Raw genomic sequence first — 17,173 nt, 5'->3', positions numbered from 1 at the left:
CGCGGCCCGCTACGGCGCGGGCGGGTCAGGGCCTGGCCATTGAGTCCAGAATGAAGATGGGGCGGTTCAGAAACTCGCCCAGGCTGTCATCGCGCGCAATGTTCGATTCGTCCACCGGCCGATACTGCACACCGCCGGCATCTCTCTGGGCGATGCCAATCGAGCGCACGGCCCATCGGCCCCGGGTGCCCGTTTGCACAAAGTCGATCATTTCGGCTTTCGTGCCGCGGTCGAACAGGCAGGCGTTCCGATCGCCCTTCCAGTTGAAACCCATCTGGAAAATAAGCGTGCTTACCGATGCGGACAAACCGTTAAGCTGCTGCAGCATCTGTTGCCTGGCCGATGCCATGTCAGTGGCGTTGCCATAGTCATCGCCCAGGTGATGAAGCACATTGAGCAGTATGCCGATATCGTGCGGCTCGGCGGGCGTGTTGAATCTGTAGTATTCATTGAAAAAGCTGAAACGGTCGCCTGCCGCGGCTGCTTCGATGGCGGCATGCAAAAATGCGCCGCATGATGCTTTGCCTTCGTATCCCGTCACCCGGGACGCACCCCGGTCCAGTGCGCTGAACAGGAAGTATCCGATATTGCAGCCAATGTCGATGACGCTCTTTCCCTGGAAATCGACATGCTGGCAAAAATAGCGGAATCGCTCGCGTTCGTAGAAGGTATAGGTGTTTTCATGAGACCCGGCCAATGCCTGAAGAAATCGCTCAGGCAGGATGTGATACCCGCGGTGCTTTTCGTTCTGCGCCTGGTTCAGCAGGATATCGCGCAGGTGCAGCGCGTCTTGGGTCGAGATACTCATGTAGATTCCTTATGCGGGATTGCGCAGCCACGCATCGGCGAGCGGCGTGGGCCGGCCATTGAAGATGTTGTCAAAGATCGAGAGAGCCTGGGAAAGGCTGAACAGGCGCTCCCGCACATGCCGCCAGAACGGCGCGTCGGCGCGGCTGATAACCAGGTTCACGCGTATCGGAATGGACGCGTAGCCAAGGGCGGCCGCCGCGCTGGCACGATGGTTGCCGGCGGTGATCAGCCAGCGCCATTCCATGTTTTCATTTACCAGTGCCGTGGCCTTGACATCGCCATCGGGATCGTCTGACCGCTGATAGCCGGTGTGCGCGATGCGGCGCAGTACATAGACGATACGTTCGGCCTCTATCTGCATTTTTTCGCCGCTGACCGGGCCACAGAAGAGCCAGCCATCTTCTATGCCCCTGTCGCGCCCGGTGGCGCGATTTTCTTCGTAAGCGGCTTTCTCATACGCCATGCGGTAAGAATCCAGCGTGCGGGCGCGCCACGGAAACACTGCAGCCCATGGCGGAGCGGTCTGCAATGCCACGGCGGCATCTGCGCCCAACCCCAGCCATTCGGCCGCGCTGGCGGGTTGGACCTGGTCGTAGTAGGCGCGCAGGGCCTCGCGGACCAGATCGACGGCGTCCGGACGGTCGATTCCGTGCTCTACGGCGAGGCGGGCCGCTCTGTAGAAGGGCGTCGAGGTATTCATGCAAAGCGAGGGCTGCGCCCTGCCGTGCGCCAGGCAGCCGTCCAGAAGCGCCGATTCGTGTACTTCGGCGTATCGCAGCACGAGCGGATGGTTGGCGTCATTGCGCAGGTCTACGGGGGGGCGGCTGGCCGGCGGCATGTCGGTCGGTACGGTTGCTATATAAGTTCGTTCGGGATTCCGCACTGGGCGAAGAAATCCGCATCCAGATTCGGCGAAAACGGCGAAGTACGGAACTGCAGGTCACGGACAGAGGCATGGCCCGTGGCATCGATCACCAGGCGGCCCTGTTTCAGCCACAGCAAGAATTGCAGCGCCGAATAGTATTGCGCCAGGAATACGCCATGCCTTAACTGCGCCTTGGGCAGGCGGCGATCAATGGGAAGGGCCGCCTGCAGCACGCAGGGGCCCGTATCGATGCCGGCGTCGATCTGGTGCAGGGAGCAACCCATGAACAGGCTGCTGGATGCATACGTGTCGTCGAACCCATGCATGCCCTTGAAGGACGGCAGCACGGAAGGGTGGCAGTTGAACAGTCGTCCCTTGTGGCCATCGAGCAGCGGATTTGTGAGCAGGCGTGTATAGAAGCTCAGGAAGATGAGATTCGACATGCCGTCATAGCGGCGATGCAACGCCATGGAAAACTCGTGGCCGTTATTGGCAGGCAACATTGCCGTCGCCATGCCGGATTGCTCCGCGATCTGGAGAAATCCGCATGGACGATCGGCCACGACTTCGTGCGTCAACTCCCGCACGAATTCGTGCGAGACCAGTCGCGATAGTACGGCGCCACCGGTACTGCCCAGAAAGACGACTCTATACATGGCTGTGTCGGTCATCACTGCAATCTATAACTGGATAGCATTTGCCGGACGCTGTCGTGGTCGTTGTGCATCAGCACGTCAATGATGGACAGCCCCGGCACGAATTCTGCCGGACCGACCTGCCGATATTCAGGCAAGAGCGGTTGCAGGAACGAAAGGGCCACGCCGTTGTCCTCGAAATTCGGCTTGTCGTAAAGCGAGGCGCCGCTTGCGGGGTTCACGTAGCGGGATGCGCCCAATGCCTTGGTGATATCGATCAGCCGGCCGCTGCGGCCGGTGCCGACGGATGCCGGGAACGCTTCCGAAGATCGCAGGAAGCGTCGATCGATCCCCAGCTTCCTGAACAGCAGAGTGACTGACGCGATGGCCAGGTCGGCGATCCGTTCGTAATCGCTTGACAGCACCTCTTCGGCATAGGCCAGGCCGTACTCGTAGAAGGGCGCACGGCAGTACGCATGGTTAAGTTGTTTCAGGAACTTGTTTCTGAAAGCGCCGAAGTCATGCAGCCCGACATCGAGGATCCGCTTGTTCTGACTGGCGCCCGACAAGGGGATGGAGAATTGATGCGCCTGCCCGTTGACCAGAACCCGGTTCCGGTTGATCCACCCGCGCGTGATGAAGTTCACGTCGTCGTAGAAGACAAAAACTCCGCATGCCTGTACCAGGTTGAAATAGCCCAGGTACGGAAACGCATAGGGCTGCATGATCGCGACGGTATTCGCATGAGGCGGCCATTGCTGGCAGGCAGAGGCGGTGTCCGTCATGGCTCTACAGATCCGCGATTGCGCTGAAAGTCGCCGCCACGTTCTGCTTGAATCGCTGCATATCCTGTAGCGCATCAATTCGGGACCGCGCAGCCTGCAGTGCTGCGCCATCGAGCGCCGGAAGCTCTGCAATGGTGCAATACCGCGGCAGATCGGCGAAGTCCACGGGCGCTGCCGAAAACTCATTAACCATGCGCTCCCAGGCGGGATTGGCGATGATGTCTCCGCCTACCGAGATCCGTCTGCGCAAGACTGTGCCGGCCCCGAAATAGATGGAGGCAAGCATGTTGCCCATGGCCTGCTGGCGATGATGGGCCGATATAAAAAGACGCGCGCGGGCGAGCATCTCAAGGTATTCCGCCCGGTCTATCAGTTGGCGCAGAATGTTCGCCCGGGCCATCAGCCCATGTTTCTTCAGCGCCTCGATCAGCACGGGCTCGTAGCCCGGCGGGGCGTTGTAAGAAAAGGGAATGACCAGATCGTAATCTTCGATGTCCTGCTTGCTTGCCAGGGCCTCGATAATCTCGACATGGTTGTTCGTAGGGTCGCCACTGTTGCCGATAAAGATGGTGTTGTCTTTCTTTACGGGAATCCGGATATCGGCAAAGCGCGAGGCGCTCGCGTAAGAGAACGGAATGTGCGGCTTGGGGCCGTAGTGGCGCGTGAAGACCTCGTAGTCTCCTTGAGTGAGCGTCGCCACGGCATCGAGCCTGCGGACCGTATCCGTGATGAGCGCCTGCCGTTGTATAGGCCCATAGAGATCGCCTCCCCATGCCACCCACACCTTTTTCTTGTCGGGTGACACGAGTTCTACCAGCTTCTTCTGCCACGCGAAGAACATGCCGTGAAAAATAACTGCCGCCACGTCGCTGGCGCTGGCGGCCTGCGCGATCCGCTGCAGGTCCGCCGCGTGGTCGAAGAATGACGCCCTGGGGTGGCAGCTCAGGTCGTTACTGTATCCGGGGATAGACGCAGACCGCTCTACAAATACGTCATGGCAGAATGTCCGGTTGACCTCGGGATCGGCCAGTATCGAGATGAATTGTTGGTTGTGCATATTGTTATAGAAAATATGCACGAATCGCCGCGGGCCGGTTTCTGCCGCGTTAACCGGGTCAGGATGGGGGCGTTGTTCGGCGGGTGGCGTCCAACCCATGGTGGCGCGGTAGCGGGAGCCCGCATCGTCTCGCGCGCCGTCCAGCACCGCGCTTGCCATATCGGTGGCGCCATAGCAGGTATGCAGAATGAACGCCAGTTTGCGCCGTTCATCGTCAGTCAAGGCCGCCATGCGGGCCTCGTCCGGAACGTATACCGCGTCGGCGCGTACGAGTTGCGATGCCACGCCGTCGGTATTCGCCGGGGGGCAGTCCAGGTAGCTCTGGTACTGCATATTGGCAAGGCGCAACAGGCGCAGCCCATGCTGGCGCAGCGCGCGGCTGATGTCGTCCAGGTGGGGCTGGCCTGCGCGTAGCGCAACCATGTCGACGGCGACCTGTGCCACCAGCGTCGTTGCCAGTGCGCGATGCGCCCCGGCCAGGACCTTCAGGTTGTCGTGGGCGCTGTCCAATATCAGCCATTCGGCGCGTGGCAGGCCTTGCACGTCGTCAAGACGTATCGTGGGAATTGGCAGTCTCGCCAGTACTTCACTGCCGTTGCGCGCCAGAGGGAAGATACTTGCCTTGGGTAGTGGTTCCAGGGTGCCGCTGAATGCGGCGTCCAGGCACGCATACAGCGTTGCATCCTGTCCGTCGCCCAGCGCGATATGCGGATGATGCTGCAGGTCGCCTTCGCGTTGCAGCGCGTCTGCGCCGTGTACGCGTCCCGCCGGGTCGATCGCAAGGAAGGTGAATGTCCCCAGGCGGTTCAGCTCGCTGATGCGGCGGCTGCTCGCCAGCCCGCCTCCGTGATCGACGGTGACTACCTTGCCTTGGAAAGAGAAGCTGAAGCCCCCATGACCTGTGTCGGCCGGACCGGGCAGGGCGCGTGCGTCAGGTTCGTCCTCGAACCAGGGTCGGCCATCATCGGTCAACACGACGGCCGCGGGGGCCTTGCCGTCGCAGTAGCGGCACCAGATGGCCCTCAGGGCGACGGCCAGGTGCCGCGCGAATCGCCGAGCGTCGCAGACTGGCGAGTTCAGCAGGACGTCACGGAGATGGGTGCGTATGGCGGCGAGACTTTGCAGGTCGCTGGCCAGTTCGACTGCGCGTGCCTGGTATTCAGCCCAGTCGCGGGCGACCAGTTCTGGCATGCCCGCGTTAACCAGATGTGTGGCCGAATGCCGGCCCGCGAACGTGGGCCCTGGCAGGGTGACCACGGGAACCCCCATGAGCAGGGCTTCGCATGTGGTCAGGCCGCCAGAGTACGGCCAGGGGTCCAGTGCAATGTCGACTTCGTTATATCGGGACAGCAGCTCCAGATGGGGCGAACGCCCCTCGATCCGCAGCCGGCTTTCGGCAATGCCGTGCCCCGCCAGGGTGTCGACGACGCGTTGGCGCATTTCGGCAGTGGCATAGGCCGCGCCCTTGAGGAACAGTTGCGAGTGCGGCACCGCGTGCATCAGCTCCGCCCAGCGTGCCAACAAAGCCCGGTTGACCTTGGTCGGGTTGTTGAAGCACCCGAAAGTGATGTAGCCATTGCGCAATGCCGGCAGTGGGCCCACTGCCGGTGGGCTGGGCGGCGGCACAAAGCATATATAGTCATCCGGCATGCGGATGAGCTTTTCGGTGTACAGGTGGTCGCTGCCGGCCGGCGATTCGATGCGGTCGCTGATCAGGTAGTCGATGGCCTCGACGCCCGTCGTATTGATGAGCCCGCCCACCCACTTGACCAGCAGGGGGGCCGGCTCCATGGTCATCGCCCGGATGCGCGAACCCGCGTTGTGTCCGCTCAGGTCGATCAGGATATCGATCTGGTCTTCGCGGATACGTGCAGCGAACTGTGTGTCGTCCAGGTGATATATCGGCGCCCACTGGCGTGCGAGCGCCATGAAGCGGCGCGTAATCGCATCGACGGAGTTGTTCGTCGTGTAGGCGTAGATCTCGATTCCGTGCGCCGCCAGGTGCTCAAGCGCGGAAACCGTCATGGTGCCGACAGGATGCTGGCGGAATCCGTCCGAGAACATGCCTACCCGCAGCACTCTGGACGGCGTGCGGTCTGCCGGCACCGGCCGCTCGGGGCGCACGGCCGGCATGAACACCGCTCCCCAGTCCCTGCACGCCTGCAGGATGTCTTCGACCGTCGCATCCGGCTGGTAATGCATGGCAGTCAGCCGGTTCGAACGCGGCAGCGGATCTGTCTGGTTGTAAGACGCCGCTTTGCCATAGCAGTGCGCAGCTTCGTCCAGGTTGCCGGTGTCCCGGTGGACGTTTCCCAGGTTATTCCAGGCGGAATAGTCGGTGGGCGCAAGCTGAAGCTGGGCCTCGAAGTCCTTGCGCGCGTCGTCATAGCGCTGCATTGCGAGCAGGATCACCCCGCGCCATGACAGCCAGGCTACGCGATGCGGATCGGGGTTGCCCATCTGATCCAGGCACTGCAGCGCGTCATCGTGGCGGCCAAGCCGGTGCAGGATTTCAGCAAGCTTGATGCGTCCGAGTTGATGCCCGGGCTCGATTTCCAGGGCGGCTTCGAGCCGCGCACGGGCATTTTCGAGCGCGCCGGCCTTGACTTCCAGGTCCGCCATCACGCGCAGGGCTTCCGCATCGCGGGGCGCCATGGCCAGGGCCCGATCAAGGGCGGTGCGCCCTTGGGCCAGGCGGCCCGACTCTACACAATGCGCGCCCAGGCTTTTCCAGGCGTTGATATCGCCTGGGTGGTTGCGCGTACGCGACATGGCCTGCTGTTCGGACAGCCCCATGATGGTAAGGACTTTGCCGGAGGCGGAAGGCTTGCGGGGCGGGCGGACGGTTCTGGGCATGGGCCGGCTTGCACAATGAAGTAGGGCGTCAGGGTACCGCCGGGCCGATGCCGGCAATATGCCGGAGAGCGAACAAAAAAACCGTCTATTTGGGGCGCGAAAAAAAAGCCCCTTCGAAAAGGGGCTTTCCAGGGGATACGGGAGTATCCGGCAGGCCGGCCTGGCGGACCGGCCCGCTTTCGCGATTAACGCAGCAGCGACAGAACCGTCTGCGGCACTTGGTTGGCCTGGGCCAGCACCGAGGTGCCTGCCTGTTGCAGGATCTGGGCACGCGTCATGTTGGACACTTCGACCGCGTAGTCGGCATCTTCGATGCGCGAGCGCGAAGCCGACAGGTTGTTCACGATGTTGTTCAGGTTCGACACCGTGGACTCCAGGCGGTTCTGCACCGCGCCCAGGTTGCTGCGCAGAGTGTCGACCGTGTTCAGGGCCGTGTCCAGCGAGGCCATCGGATCGTCGCTGGCGGTGCCCAGGGCCTTGGTCGAATCGTAGGTCACCGTGGCGGTGGGGGCGGCGGATGCGCCGGTGCCGGTGCCGCCCGTTACGCTCACGCTGGCAGCGTAGTAAACCTGCGCCGCGCCCGTGCCTTCGGTCACGTACCAGTTGCCGCGCTCGTCCTGGACCAGGTCCAGAGCGCCCGTGGCGCCAGATTGCGTGCTGGCGTCGCTCACGTCCTTCAGCGTGACGGCAGCGGCGCTGACCGCGGCGGGATCGCCCGAGCCGTCGGTGGATTTCAGCGTCACGGCGCCGGCTGCGGTGCCGCCCGTGTAGGCCGAAGCGGTGCCGGTCGGGCCGGCGATGCTGAAGTCGGCCAGGCTCAGCGTGCTGGAGCTGATTTCTTTCAGGTCGACGGTGATGGTTTCGCCGTCGCGGGCGCCGACTTGCAGCGTCAGGCTGCGATCGGCGGACAGGACCTTCACGCCGTTGAAATCGGTTTGCTGGCTGATGCGGTCGATGTCGGCCAGGCGTTGCTCGACTTCGTCTTGCATCGAGGCCAGGTCGGTCGACGAGTACGTGCCGTTGGCGGCTTGCACCGACAGTTCGCGGATGCGCTGCAGGTGGGTCGTGATTTCGGCGGTGGCGCCTTCGGTCGTTTGAGCGATCGAAATGCCGTCGTTGGCGTTGCGGGCCGCTTGCGTCAGGCCGCGGACGTTGGACGTGAAGCGGTTGGCGATTGCCAGGCCGGCAGCGTCGTCCTTGGCGCTGTTGATGCGCAGGCCCGAGGACAGGCGCTCGATGGCCGAACCCAGGGCCGATTGAGACTTCGTCAGGTTGTTTTGCGCAACCAGAGACAGGTAATTGGTGTTGATAACAGCAGCCATGAATAGCTCCCAAGAGAGAAAGGCTTCTTCAAACCGGGCAGCCAGGCCGCCCACTTCGCGAGGCAGCATGCCCCGCTGCTCTGGGTAACGGCGCGCTTGCCGGCAACTTAAGCGAGGCCTTCGGCTATTTTTTTTGCGTGCTTTATGACGGACGCTATAGAACCTGAGCCAGGCCCGCCTCGGCCGGCAGCGCTTGCCACGCACCCGCTTTCAGATGCGCGCGGATGCGGGCGGTAGCCTGGCTGCGCAGCTGGCATACGCGCGCCTCGGTGACTTCCAGCACCGCGCCTATCTCTTTCAGGTTCAGGCCTTGCTCGTAGCACAGCGACAGCACGAGTTTCTCGCGCTCTGGCAGCGCGTCGATCGCCTGGATGAGTGCTCGGCGCAAGTCGCCCGCAAGCAGGGCCTGCAACGGGTCCGTGGACGGATCGCAGGCGGATTCATGCCACCCTCGTTCCTCGCCATCGCCGGCGCCGAGCTCGTCGTAATGCATGATCTGGATGCCGCGCGCGTCGTTGAGCATCGCCTGGTAGTCGGACAGCGAAATGTCCAGTTCCTCGGCAATCTCGCCTTCGGAGGGCGGGCGCATCAGTTCTTGTTCTTTGCGCTGGATCGCCGCCTCGATGCGCTTGCTTTTGGTGCGCACGCTGCGGGGCAGCCAGTCCTGGCTGCGCAGCTCGTCCAGCATGGCGCCACGGATGCGTGCGGTGGCGTAAGTTTCGAATTGGGCGTCCGGTGTTTCCTGGTAGCGTCGCGTCGCGTCCAGGAGTCCGATCATCCCCGCCTGGATGAGGTCGTCTAGCTGCACGCTGGCCGGCAGCCGCGCTAGCATCTGCAGCGCAAGCTTGCGTACCAGTGGCGCATAGCGCACCAGGCTGTCATCGGCGTAAGGCATGCGTATAGGTCGACATCGAAGGCCAAGCGACGATTGTCGGCAACGCCGGCAGATCCATTTGTACAAAAAAGAAATGTTTTGACGGGTTGTTTACAGGTTCCACTAACACACAACGTGTGTGAATGTAACTAAACTGTGTTTTTTTAGCAAAATTCGAGCTAAACGGCCTTATTTGTGAGAAATGTCATAAAAATTGACAATATGCGTGATAAATTGCACGCATATTGGTAGCAATAGATACATTCAGTATCGTTAGTGACAAGGCTGCGGAAGACCGACGCCAGTTGCGGTTGCTTGTAATGACACCATTGTTTAACTAGGAGCCCATAGCGTGAACACAGCAGATAGTTCTTTGCTCGCCGACATCCGGGAAGTCAACTTGTCCTACCTGCTGCTGGCTCAGCGGATGCTGCGTGACGACTATGCGGCAGCACTGTTCCGCCTGGGTTTCAGCAACGAAGTGGCCGATATTCTGATGCGTCTGTCGCCCGCCCAGCTGGTCAAGCTGGCCAGTTCGAGCTCTTTGCTGTGCCGCTTCCGGTTCGACGACTACAGCTTGCTGTCGGCGTTGACCCAGGACGTGCTGGGCGGGGCGCTGCAACAGGCCCATGCCACGATTCTGTTGGCCCAGCAGCCGGTCGAGCAGCTCTCCTGAGCCGTCTGCCGCCATGTCCATCAAAAGTGTTGCGCAGGAAGCGGACGACATTCTCCTTGCCAGCGCGATGATCTCGCTGGGTGCGCGCCTGCAGGTTCTCGAGGCCGAAACGCGCCTGAGCCACGACCGCCTGTCGCGCCTGTACCGGGAAATCCGCGGTTGTTCTCCGCCCAAGGGGATGTTGCCGTTTTCGGTCGACTGGTTCATGACCTGGTTGCCCAACATCCATTCGTCCTTGTTCTACAACGTGTACTCGTTCCTGAATGCACGTACGGCCAGCCGCGGCATCCGCGCCACCATCGACGCCTACCGCCTGTACCTGGAGCACGCCGGAGTCGGGCAGGGCGACGAACCATTGCTCAGCTTCACCCGGGCATGGATGCTGGTCAGGTTTTTCGATAGCGGCATGCTGCAGCTTTCTGCCTGCCGGCAGTGCGGCGGGCATTTCATCGCCCACGCCCATGATCCCCAGGGGGACTTCGTGTGCGCGATCTGCCGCCCGCCGCCGCGGGCCGGCAAGACCCGGGCTGCCGCAAAGGCCCGCGCCGCGCTGGGCGCAGGCGCGCCCATGGCGGCGGCTCCGCGTTCCTGAGCGGGCCGCCTCAATAAGTCCAAAAGCCCCCGAAAATTCCCCGTAACCCGTGCTTTTGCACGCGGTTGCGCGGGAGATCATTGTCGCCAACTCTAGACTCGATGGCAGAGGCCCGATGTGTTGATTGTTATTGGTTATACGGTGGTGCTCGTCGCGGTGGTCGGCAGCTTCGTCGCGCTGGGTGGGCACTTGGGGGCCCTGTACCAACCGTTTGAATTGACCCTGATCGCAGGCGCCGCGCTGGGCGCCTTTCTGGCGGGCAACACCCGCAAATCGCTCTCGCTGATAGGGCAGTCGCTGCCGCAGGCGATAAAGGGGGCTCCGTACAGCAAAGAGGTGTACATGGAGCTGATGGCGCTGCTGTACGTGTTGCTCAACAAGGCTCGCCGGGAAGGCCTGATGGCGATCGAGTCACACATCGAGGACCCGGACGCCAGCCCGATTTTCAATGAATATCCCCGCATTCTGCAGGACGCGCGGCTGATGGAGTTCATTACCGATTACCTGCGCATCATGATCAGCGGCAACATGAGCTCGTTCGAGATCGAGACGCTGATGGACGAGGAAATCGAGACCTACCGGCATGAGCGCGACGTGCCTTGTCATTCGCTGCAGCAGGTGGCAGATGCTTTGCCGGCGTTCGGGATTGTGGCGGCGGTGCTGGGCGTCATCAAGGCGCTGGGCTCGGTGGACCAGCCCCCGGCGGTACTGGGCGACCTGATCTCGAAAGCCATGGTGGGCACTTTCCTGGGGGTGTTGCTGGCGTACGGTTTCGTGGCCCCGCTGGCCGCGCGCCTGGCGCAGCGCACGTCGGAATCGGTCAAGGTGCTCGAATGCATCAAGGTCACGCTGCTGGCAAGCATGAACGGCTATCCGCCGCAGTTGGCCGTGGAGTTCGGGCGCAAGGTGCTGTTCTCTTCGGTGCGTCCGTCGTTCGGTGAGCTGGAAGAGCATGTGCGGCAGGCGAAAACCGCCGCTACAGGCCGCGCCTGACGGGAAGCCCCGATGAGTTCGCTGAACAATCACCGGGTGGTGGTCCGTCGCAAGCGTGCGACACAGGCCGTGCACCATGGCGGCAGCTGGAAGATCGCGTACGCCGACTTCATCACGGCGATGATGGCTTTCTTCCTGGTGATGTGGCTGATCGCCATCGTCCCCAAAGAAGAGCTGAAGGGACTGGCGGAGTATTTCCGCATGCCGTTGCGGGTAGCGTTGACGGGAGGCCCCAGCCAGTCGGCGCAGACCAGTGCGATCCCGGGAGGCGGACACGATCCGCTGCGCGACGAGGGCGATGTGCGCAGGGCCGAAGGAGACCGCGTCCAGTCACAGGTGCTGCCCGATAGCGAGAGGCGGGACCGGCACGCGCTGGAACGCCTGAAGCGCCGCCTGGATGCCATGCTGGAAGAGAACCCCGTACTGAAGAACTTCCGCCCGCAGTTGTTGATCGACATGACAACAGAGGGCCTGCGCATCCAGATTGTGGACAATCAGAACCGCCCGATGTTCGCCACGGGCAGCGCCGAGGTGCAGCCGTATATGCGCGATATCCTGCGCGAGCTGGGGCCGGTGTTGAACGAATTGCCCAACAAGATAAGTATTGCCGGCCATACGGACGCGACCCAGTACGCGCGGGGCGAGCGGGCATACAGCAACTGGGAGCTGTCGGCCGACCGCGCGAATGCGTCGCGCCAGGAGCTGGTGGCCGGCGGCATGGCCGAAGGAAAGCTCATGCGCATTCAGGGCCTGTCGTCCAGCATGAGCCTCGTTAAAGATGACCCGTATGCGGCCGTTAACCGTCGTATCAGCCTGGTGGTGCTGAACCGGCGCACCCAGCAGCAGATTGAGCGGGAAAATGCGGCCGCGGCCGACGCGGCGGCCGCTGATTTGAGCCTGCGCGGGCCCGGGGAAGTCGTTTCGTCCCTGGCGCCGCGTATCCCTGCAGGCGATACGGCAAGGTAGTGATGACAGCAACAATCCTGGTGGCGGACGACTCGGCGACGATGCGCATGATCGTCCAGGCCGCATTGAGCGACGCCGGCTGGCAGGTGATTGCGGCCGGCAACGGCCGGCAGGCCCTGGATCTGGCGCGCAGCCATCGTGTCGACATGCTGGTCAGCGACTGGAATATGCCGGTAATGGACGGTTTGTCACTGATCCGCGAATTGCGAGCAGATCCGGGTTACCGCGATCTGCCTGTGCTGATCCTGACAACCGAAGACGATGGGCAAAGCAAGCGCGCGGCACGCGACTTGGGCGTCAGCGGCTGGCTGAACAAGCCGCTGGACCCCGGCGTGCTGGTGGAATGGGCATCTGAACTGCTTGGCGCGCAATCAGGCGCATGAGCGGGTTCGAACGGAAGGCGTACGGTCTATGAGCAGCGGTCTGGATCTCAGTCAGTTCTACGAGACATTCTTCGACGAAGCGGATGAGCTGCTTGCCGAGATGGAGCAGTTGTTGTTGATGCTGGATGTCGACAACCCGGATATCGAACAGTTGAACGCGATATTCAGGGCTGCGCATTCGATCAAGGGCGGCGCGGCCACCTTCGGCTGCTTCCAGCACCTGGCCGGCACGACCCATTTGCTTGAGAACCTGCTGGATGCGATCCGGCGGGGGGAAATGGCGCTGCGCGCAGACATGGTGGACATTTTTCTGGAAACGAAAGACGTGCTCAAGAGCCAACTGGACGCCTACCGCGCCTCGGAAGAGCCGGAAGAAGCGGTATACGAACGGATCTGCGCGGTGTTGCGGCGTCTGGCGCAAGAGCAGGACGATGGGCAGGAGCATGGCGACGCGCGGGACCAGGCGGTTGCGGCAGCCGCCGGCCAGGCCGGGCCGCCGCCCGTCTGCGCGCCCGAGGCGCCGGCCGTTGCCGCGGCTGCGCCGCAGGCCGATGCGGCAGATGGCGAGGCTATGCCGTTGCGGGTTCGCATTACCGGCGTTTCGGATAAGGATGGGCAATCGCTGCTGCACGAGATGGGCAATCTGGGTACGGTGCTGGCCCACGAGCGCGACGATGATGGCCTGACGGTCTGGGTGGAGACGACCTGCGGTCCGGACGATATCGAGGTTGTCTGCTGCTTCATCGTGAATGCCGACCAGCTCGACGTGCGCCGCGAAGCCCCGCCTGCGGCATCGAAGCCCGGCGTGCCCGAGCCGGCAGCGCCGGTGCCGGCGCCCGCGGCTGCCGCGGCGCCGCCGCCGGCGTCGCCCGAGGCGGGCGCACCGCAGCAGGCAGCCGGGAGCAGGCCCGCGCGCGGGCAGGCGGCGGGACCCGCCGACAAGGAATCTACGTCCATTCGCGTGGGGGTGGAGAAGGTCGACCAGATCATCAACCTGGTGGGTGAGCTCGTCATTACGCAAGCCATGCTGGCGCAGACGGCCTCGTCCCTGGACCCGGTACTGCACGATCGGCTGCTCAACGGCATGGAGCAGCTCGAGCGCAACGCGCGCGATCTGCAAGAGGCGGTGATGTCGATCCGCATGATGCCCATGGATTACGTGTTCAGTCGGTTTCCGCGGCTGGTGCGCGACATCGCCCACAAGATGGGCAAGCAGATCGAGCTGCAGACCTTTGGCCGCGCCACCGAACTGGACAAGAGCCTGATCGAGCGCATCATCGACCCGTTGACCCATCTGGTGCGCAACAGCCTGGACCACGGCATCGAGACCCCGGAGAAGCGCGTTGCGGCGGGCAAGTCGGCGATAGGGCAGCTGATACTGTCGGCCGAGCACAATGGGGGCAATATCGTGATCGAGGTCAGCGACGACGGTGCGGGCCTGAACCGCGAGAGAATCCTGGCCAAGGCGATCGCCCAGGGCTTGCCCGTCAGTGAAAACACGCCGGACGAAGAGGTCTGGCAGTTGATCTTCGCGCCCGGGTTTTCCACCGCCGAACAGATCACTGATATTTCGGGCCGGGGCGTGGGCATGGATGTGGTGCGCCGCAATATCCAGGACATGGGTGGCCACGTGCAATTGTCGTGCGTGCCCGGCAAGGGCACCACGACACGCATCGTATTGCCGTTGACATTGGCCATCCTGGACGGCATGTCGGTGCGGGTGGGCGACGAAACCTTCATCCTGCCGCTGAACCATGTCACCGAATCGTTGCAGCCCACCAGGGACCAGATGTACTCGGTGGCTGGCGAGGAGCAGGTGATGCAGGTGCGGGGGGAATACCTGCCGCTGGTAGAGCTGCATCGCGTGTTCGGCGTGGCCGGCGCGCAGGCCGATCCCACCCAGGCCATCGCGGTCATCATGCAGGCGCAGGACCGCCGCTTTGCGCTGCTGGTGGACCATCTGGTGGGCCAGCATCAAGTCGTGGTGAAGAACCTGGAATCGAACTACCGCAAAGTGCCGGGGATATCGGCAGCCACCATCCTGGGTGACGGCAGCGTGGCGCTGATTGTGGATGTGTTCGCGCTGGCGCGGGCCAATCGCGAGAAATGGGCGCAACCCGACGCCGTACTGAATTGACGGAGAACCTTTAATGGCAGCCAAACCGCAAACGCAGGCCGCGCGCGTCGAAGACGTCGGCAGTGAATTCCTGGTGTTCACGCTGGGAGACGAAGAGTACGGCATCGATATCCTGAAAGTGCAGGAGATCCGCGGCTACGACGCGGATGCGGTGACCCGTATTGCGAATGTGCCCTCCTTTATCAAGGGAGTGACCAACCTGCGCGGCATCATCGTGCCCATCGTGGACCTGCGCATCAAGTTCAACCTGGGCCGCGTCGAATACAACGAACAGACCGTGGTCATCATCCTGAACCTCGACCATCGCGTAGTGGGGATCGTGGTCGACGGCGTTTCGGATGTGCTGATGCTCAACGCGGGTCAGGTACGGGCCGCACCCGAGTTCGGCGCAACGCTGTCTACCGAGTACCTGACGGGGCTGGGTACGCTGGATGACCGGATGCTGATCCTGGTGGATATCGAGAAACTGATGACCAGCGACGAAATGGCGCTGGTGGAGAAGGTGGCCTCTTAAGCGCGGCGGCCCTGCAGGGGCGCCGCGGGCTGCCGCCGTGTGACGTAGAGTCGGGGGTTCTAATCAATCATGCGCAAGTTCCTGGCCAATATAACGATACGCACCAGCCTGCTGGGCGTACTGGGCTTTTTCTCTCTGATGCTGGTGATTGGCGCGGTGCTGGGCGTGTTGTCGCTGCGTATCAGCAATGGCACGCTGGCGGACATCCGCCAGGCCCAGGAAGTCAGCGACGCGCTGACCCGCGTGGTGAATAGCTATAAAGACGTGGTTACCGGCTTGTCGCGCGCAGCCAATGCGCACTATGCGGGCATTGTGTCCGGCGGGGGACAACAGGCGGCGGCATCGGGCCGCCTGGGCGCCGAAGCCCAGGGCCTCTTGCAGCGCGCCAGCGCGTCCATGAATCGCGCCGAAACCGAATATCAGTATTTCAAGGGCCTGCCGCGTCCGGCCGGATCGCAGGACAGCCTCGAGGAGATCGACCAGGCCCATGGCGCGCTGCTGCGCCAAGGCATCGCGCCTTTGTTCGGCATGCTCGAACGCGGCGACATGGCGGCCTACCAGAAGGGTGCGCAAGTCATGCACGACGCCATGGAGGCGCGCTTTGCGCGAGCGGTGGAAGGTTTCGACTTCTGGCGTGCCGCCATGTTGCAGGATGCGCACGTGCTCGCAACCCAGCGCTACCAGGGCGTATTGGCGGCGGTGGGGCTGGGCAGCGCCATGGCGGCCCTGCTGGTGTTTGCAACTTATGTTTTCCTGCGACGCCGGGTGCTGCTGCCGCTGCGCGAGGCCGGCACGCATTTCGACCGCATGGCGGGCGGCGACCTGACGGCGCGGGTAGAGGTTCGCAACAGCAACGAGATAGGCCAGTTGTTTGCGGCGCTCAAGCGGATGCAGGAGAACCTGGCGCGCACGGTGTCGCAGGTTCGTCGCGGGGTTGACGAGATCAACGTGGGTTCGCGGGAGATATCGGCGGGCAACACGGACCTGAGCAGCCGCACGGAGCAGCAGGCCGCGTCGCTGGAGGAGACGGCCGCGTCGATGGAGGAGCTGGCCTCGACGGTCAAGCAGAATGCGGACAACGCGCGCCAGGCCAATCAGCTGGCGGCCAGCGCCTCGGACGTTGCCGAGCGTGGCGGCGAGGCGGTGTCGGAGGTGGTCAACACGATGGAGGCGATCTCGGCGAGTTCGCGCAAGATTTCCGAGATTGTGTCGGTGATTGACGGCATTGCGTTCCAGACGAACATACTGGCGCTGAATGCGGCGGTGGAAGCGGCGCGCGCGGGCGAGCAGGGCAAGGGCTTTGCGGTGGTGGCCGGCGAGGTTCGTTCGCTGGCGCAGCGCAGCGCGCAGGCGGCCAAAGAGATCAAGGTGCTGATCGAGGACTCGGTGAGCAAGGTGGGCACGGGCTCGCAGCAGGTGGAGCGGGCCGGTTCGACGATGCAGGAGATTGTGGCGTCGGTCAAGCGGGTGACGGACATCATGGGCGAGATATCGGCGGCCTCGGAGGAGCAGTCGGGCGGTATCGAGCAGGTCAACCGCGCGGTGTCGCAGATGGACGAGGTGACGCAGCAGAACGCGGCGCTGGTCGAGGAAGCGGCCGCGGCGGCGGGTTCGCTGCAGGAGCAGGCGCAGCGCCTGGCCGAAGCCGTGGCGGTGTTCAAGATCAATACCGGCGAAGTCATCGAAGTGCCCGCGCAGCAGTTGAGCG

15 protein-coding genes are annotated in these 17,173 nt (G+C 63.0%); 8 read left to right on the top strand and 7 right to left on the bottom strand.

The features are described from left to right. Nucleotides 1-25: 25 nt before the first annotated feature. The 7 genes from CAL19_RS10855 to CAL19_RS10825 form a co-directional block, all read right to left on the bottom strand. Nucleotides 26-808: a hypothetical protein gene (locus CAL19_RS10855; protein WP_026639866.1), complete on the bottom strand. Its 783-nt coding sequence runs from the start codon at nucleotides 806-808 to the stop codon at nucleotides 26-28. A gap of 9 nt (nucleotides 809-817) precedes the next feature. Continuing rightward, entirely contained in the window at nucleotides 818-1,648 is an 831-nt protein-coding gene (locus CAL19_RS10850; RefSeq protein WP_094796776.1) for a hypothetical protein, read from the bottom strand. Between the two features lie 17 nt (nucleotides 1,649-1,665). Further along, a complete protein-coding gene (locus CAL19_RS10845; RefSeq protein ID WP_170941518.1) occupies nucleotides 1,666-2,331 on the bottom strand; it encodes a formyltransferase family protein in 666 nt (221 codons plus the stop codon). Nucleotides 2,332-2,345: 14 nt separating this feature from the next. Further along, on the bottom strand, nucleotides 2,346-3,095 hold the full coding sequence (locus CAL19_RS10840) for a WbqC family protein (protein ID WP_170941517.1): 750 nt from the start codon (nucleotides 3,093-3,095) through the stop codon (nucleotides 2,346-2,348). 4 nt (nucleotides 3,096-3,099) lie between these two features. After that, on the bottom strand, nucleotides 3,100-7,008 hold the full coding sequence (locus tag CAL19_RS10835; protein WP_094796773.1) for a TDP-N-acetylfucosamine:lipid II N-acetylfucosaminyltransferase: 3,909 nt from the start codon (nucleotides 7,006-7,008) through the stop codon (nucleotides 3,100-3,102). A gap of 185 nt (nucleotides 7,009-7,193) precedes the next feature. Next, entirely contained in the window at nucleotides 7,194-8,330 is a 1,137-nt protein-coding gene (locus CAL19_RS10830; RefSeq protein ID WP_026639862.1) for a flagellin FliC, read from the bottom strand. Between the two features lie 154 nt (nucleotides 8,331-8,484). Further along, complete coding sequence (locus CAL19_RS10825; protein WP_026639861.1) at nucleotides 8,485-9,225, bottom strand: RNA polymerase sigma factor FliA; 741 nt, start codon at nucleotides 9,223-9,225, stop codon at nucleotides 8,485-8,487. A 331-nt stretch (nucleotides 9,226-9,556) separates the two neighbouring features. Between CAL19_RS10825 and flhD the strand changes: the two genes are divergently transcribed. From flhD to CAL19_RS10785, 8 genes are all read left to right on the top strand, one after another. Next, nucleotides 9,557-9,880: a flagellar transcriptional regulator FlhD gene (gene flhD / locus CAL19_RS10820; protein ID WP_094796772.1), complete on the top strand. Its 324-nt coding sequence runs from the start codon at nucleotides 9,557-9,559 to the stop codon at nucleotides 9,878-9,880. A gap of 13 nt (nucleotides 9,881-9,893) precedes the next feature. Further along, a complete protein-coding gene (gene flhC / locus CAL19_RS10815) occupies nucleotides 9,894-10,472 on the top strand; it encodes a flagellar transcriptional regulator FlhC (RefSeq protein ID WP_026639859.1) in 579 nt (192 codons plus the stop codon). Nucleotides 10,473-10,589: 117 nt separating this feature from the next. Continuing rightward, nucleotides 10,590-11,465 carry a flagellar motor stator protein MotA gene (motA, locus tag CAL19_RS10810; protein ID WP_026639858.1) on the top strand — a complete coding sequence of 292 codons (876 nt, stop codon included), beginning with the start codon at nucleotides 10,590-10,592 and terminating at the stop codon, nucleotides 11,463-11,465. Between the two features lie 12 nt (nucleotides 11,466-11,477). Beyond that, the gene (gene motB, locus CAL19_RS10805; RefSeq protein ID WP_026639857.1) at nucleotides 11,478-12,431 is read left to right on the top strand and encodes a flagellar motor protein MotB; all 954 of its coding nucleotides are present in this window, start codon (nucleotides 11,478-11,480) and stop codon (nucleotides 12,429-12,431) included. Nucleotides 12,432-12,433: 2 nt separating this feature from the next. Continuing rightward, a complete protein-coding gene (locus tag CAL19_RS10800; protein WP_026639856.1) occupies nucleotides 12,434-12,814 on the top strand; it encodes a response regulator in 381 nt (126 codons plus the stop codon). A gap of 28 nt (nucleotides 12,815-12,842) precedes the next feature. Further along, entirely contained in the window at nucleotides 12,843-14,951 is a 2,109-nt protein-coding gene (gene cheA / locus CAL19_RS10795; RefSeq protein WP_094796771.1) for a chemotaxis protein CheA, read from the top strand. Nucleotides 14,952-14,964: 13 nt separating this feature from the next. Next, entirely contained in the window at nucleotides 14,965-15,465 is a 501-nt protein-coding gene (gene cheW / locus CAL19_RS10790; RefSeq protein ID WP_026639854.1) for a chemotaxis protein CheW, read from the top strand. 69 nt (nucleotides 15,466-15,534) lie between these two features. After that, on the top strand, nucleotides 15,535-17,173 hold a 1,639-nt coding region (locus CAL19_RS10785), incomplete at its 3' end, for a methyl-accepting chemotaxis protein (protein WP_141214374.1).

This window comes from Bordetella genomosp. 7 (assembly GCF_002261265.1).
Lineage (GTDB): Bacteria > Pseudomonadota > Gammaproteobacteria > Burkholderiales > Burkholderiaceae_B > Bordetella_A.
The sequence above is the reverse complement of the archived record's forward strand: the minus strand, read 5'-3'. Positions and strand labels throughout refer to the sequence as shown.

What these genes read in the sequence shown, in the direction of transcription:
- CAL19_RS10855 (WP_026639866.1), bottom strand. Translation starts at nt 808, where the DNA reads ATGAGTATCTCGACCCAAGACGCGCTGCACCTGCGCGATATCCTGCTG.
- CAL19_RS10850 (WP_094796776.1), bottom strand. Translation starts at nt 1,648, where the DNA reads ATGCCGCCGGCCAGCCGCCCCCCCGTAGACCTGCGCAATGACGCCAAC.
- CAL19_RS10845 (WP_170941518.1), bottom strand. Translation starts at nt 2,331, where the DNA reads ATGTATAGAGTCGTCTTTCTGGGCAGTACCGGTGGCGCCGTACTATCG.
- CAL19_RS10840 (WP_170941517.1), bottom strand. Translation starts at nt 3,095, where the DNA reads ATGACGGACACCGCCTCTGCCTGCCAGCAATGGCCGCCTCATGCGAAT.
- CAL19_RS10835 (WP_094796773.1), bottom strand. Translation starts at nt 7,008, where the DNA reads ATGCCCAGAACCGTCCGCCCGCCCCGCAAGCCTTCCGCCTCCGGCAAA.
- CAL19_RS10830 (WP_026639862.1), bottom strand. Translation starts at nt 8,330, where the DNA reads ATGGCTGCTGTTATCAACACCAATTACCTGTCTCTGGTTGCGCAAAAC.
- CAL19_RS10825 (WP_026639861.1), bottom strand. Translation starts at nt 9,225, where the DNA reads ATGCCTTACGCCGATGACAGCCTGGTGCGCTATGCGCCACTGGTACGC.
- flhC (WP_026639859.1), top strand. Translation starts at nt 9,894, where the DNA reads ATGTCCATCAAAAGTGTTGCGCAGGAAGCGGACGACATTCTCCTTGCC.
- motB (WP_026639857.1), top strand. Translation starts at nt 11,478, where the DNA reads ATGAGTTCGCTGAACAATCACCGGGTGGTGGTCCGTCGCAAGCGTGCG.
- CAL19_RS10800 (WP_026639856.1), top strand. Translation starts at nt 12,434, where the DNA reads ATGACAGCAACAATCCTGGTGGCGGACGACTCGGCGACGATGCGCATG.
- cheA (WP_094796771.1), top strand. Translation starts at nt 12,843, where the DNA reads ATGAGCAGCGGTCTGGATCTCAGTCAGTTCTACGAGACATTCTTCGAC.
- cheW (WP_026639854.1), top strand. Translation starts at nt 14,965, where the DNA reads ATGGCAGCCAAACCGCAAACGCAGGCCGCGCGCGTCGAAGACGTCGGC.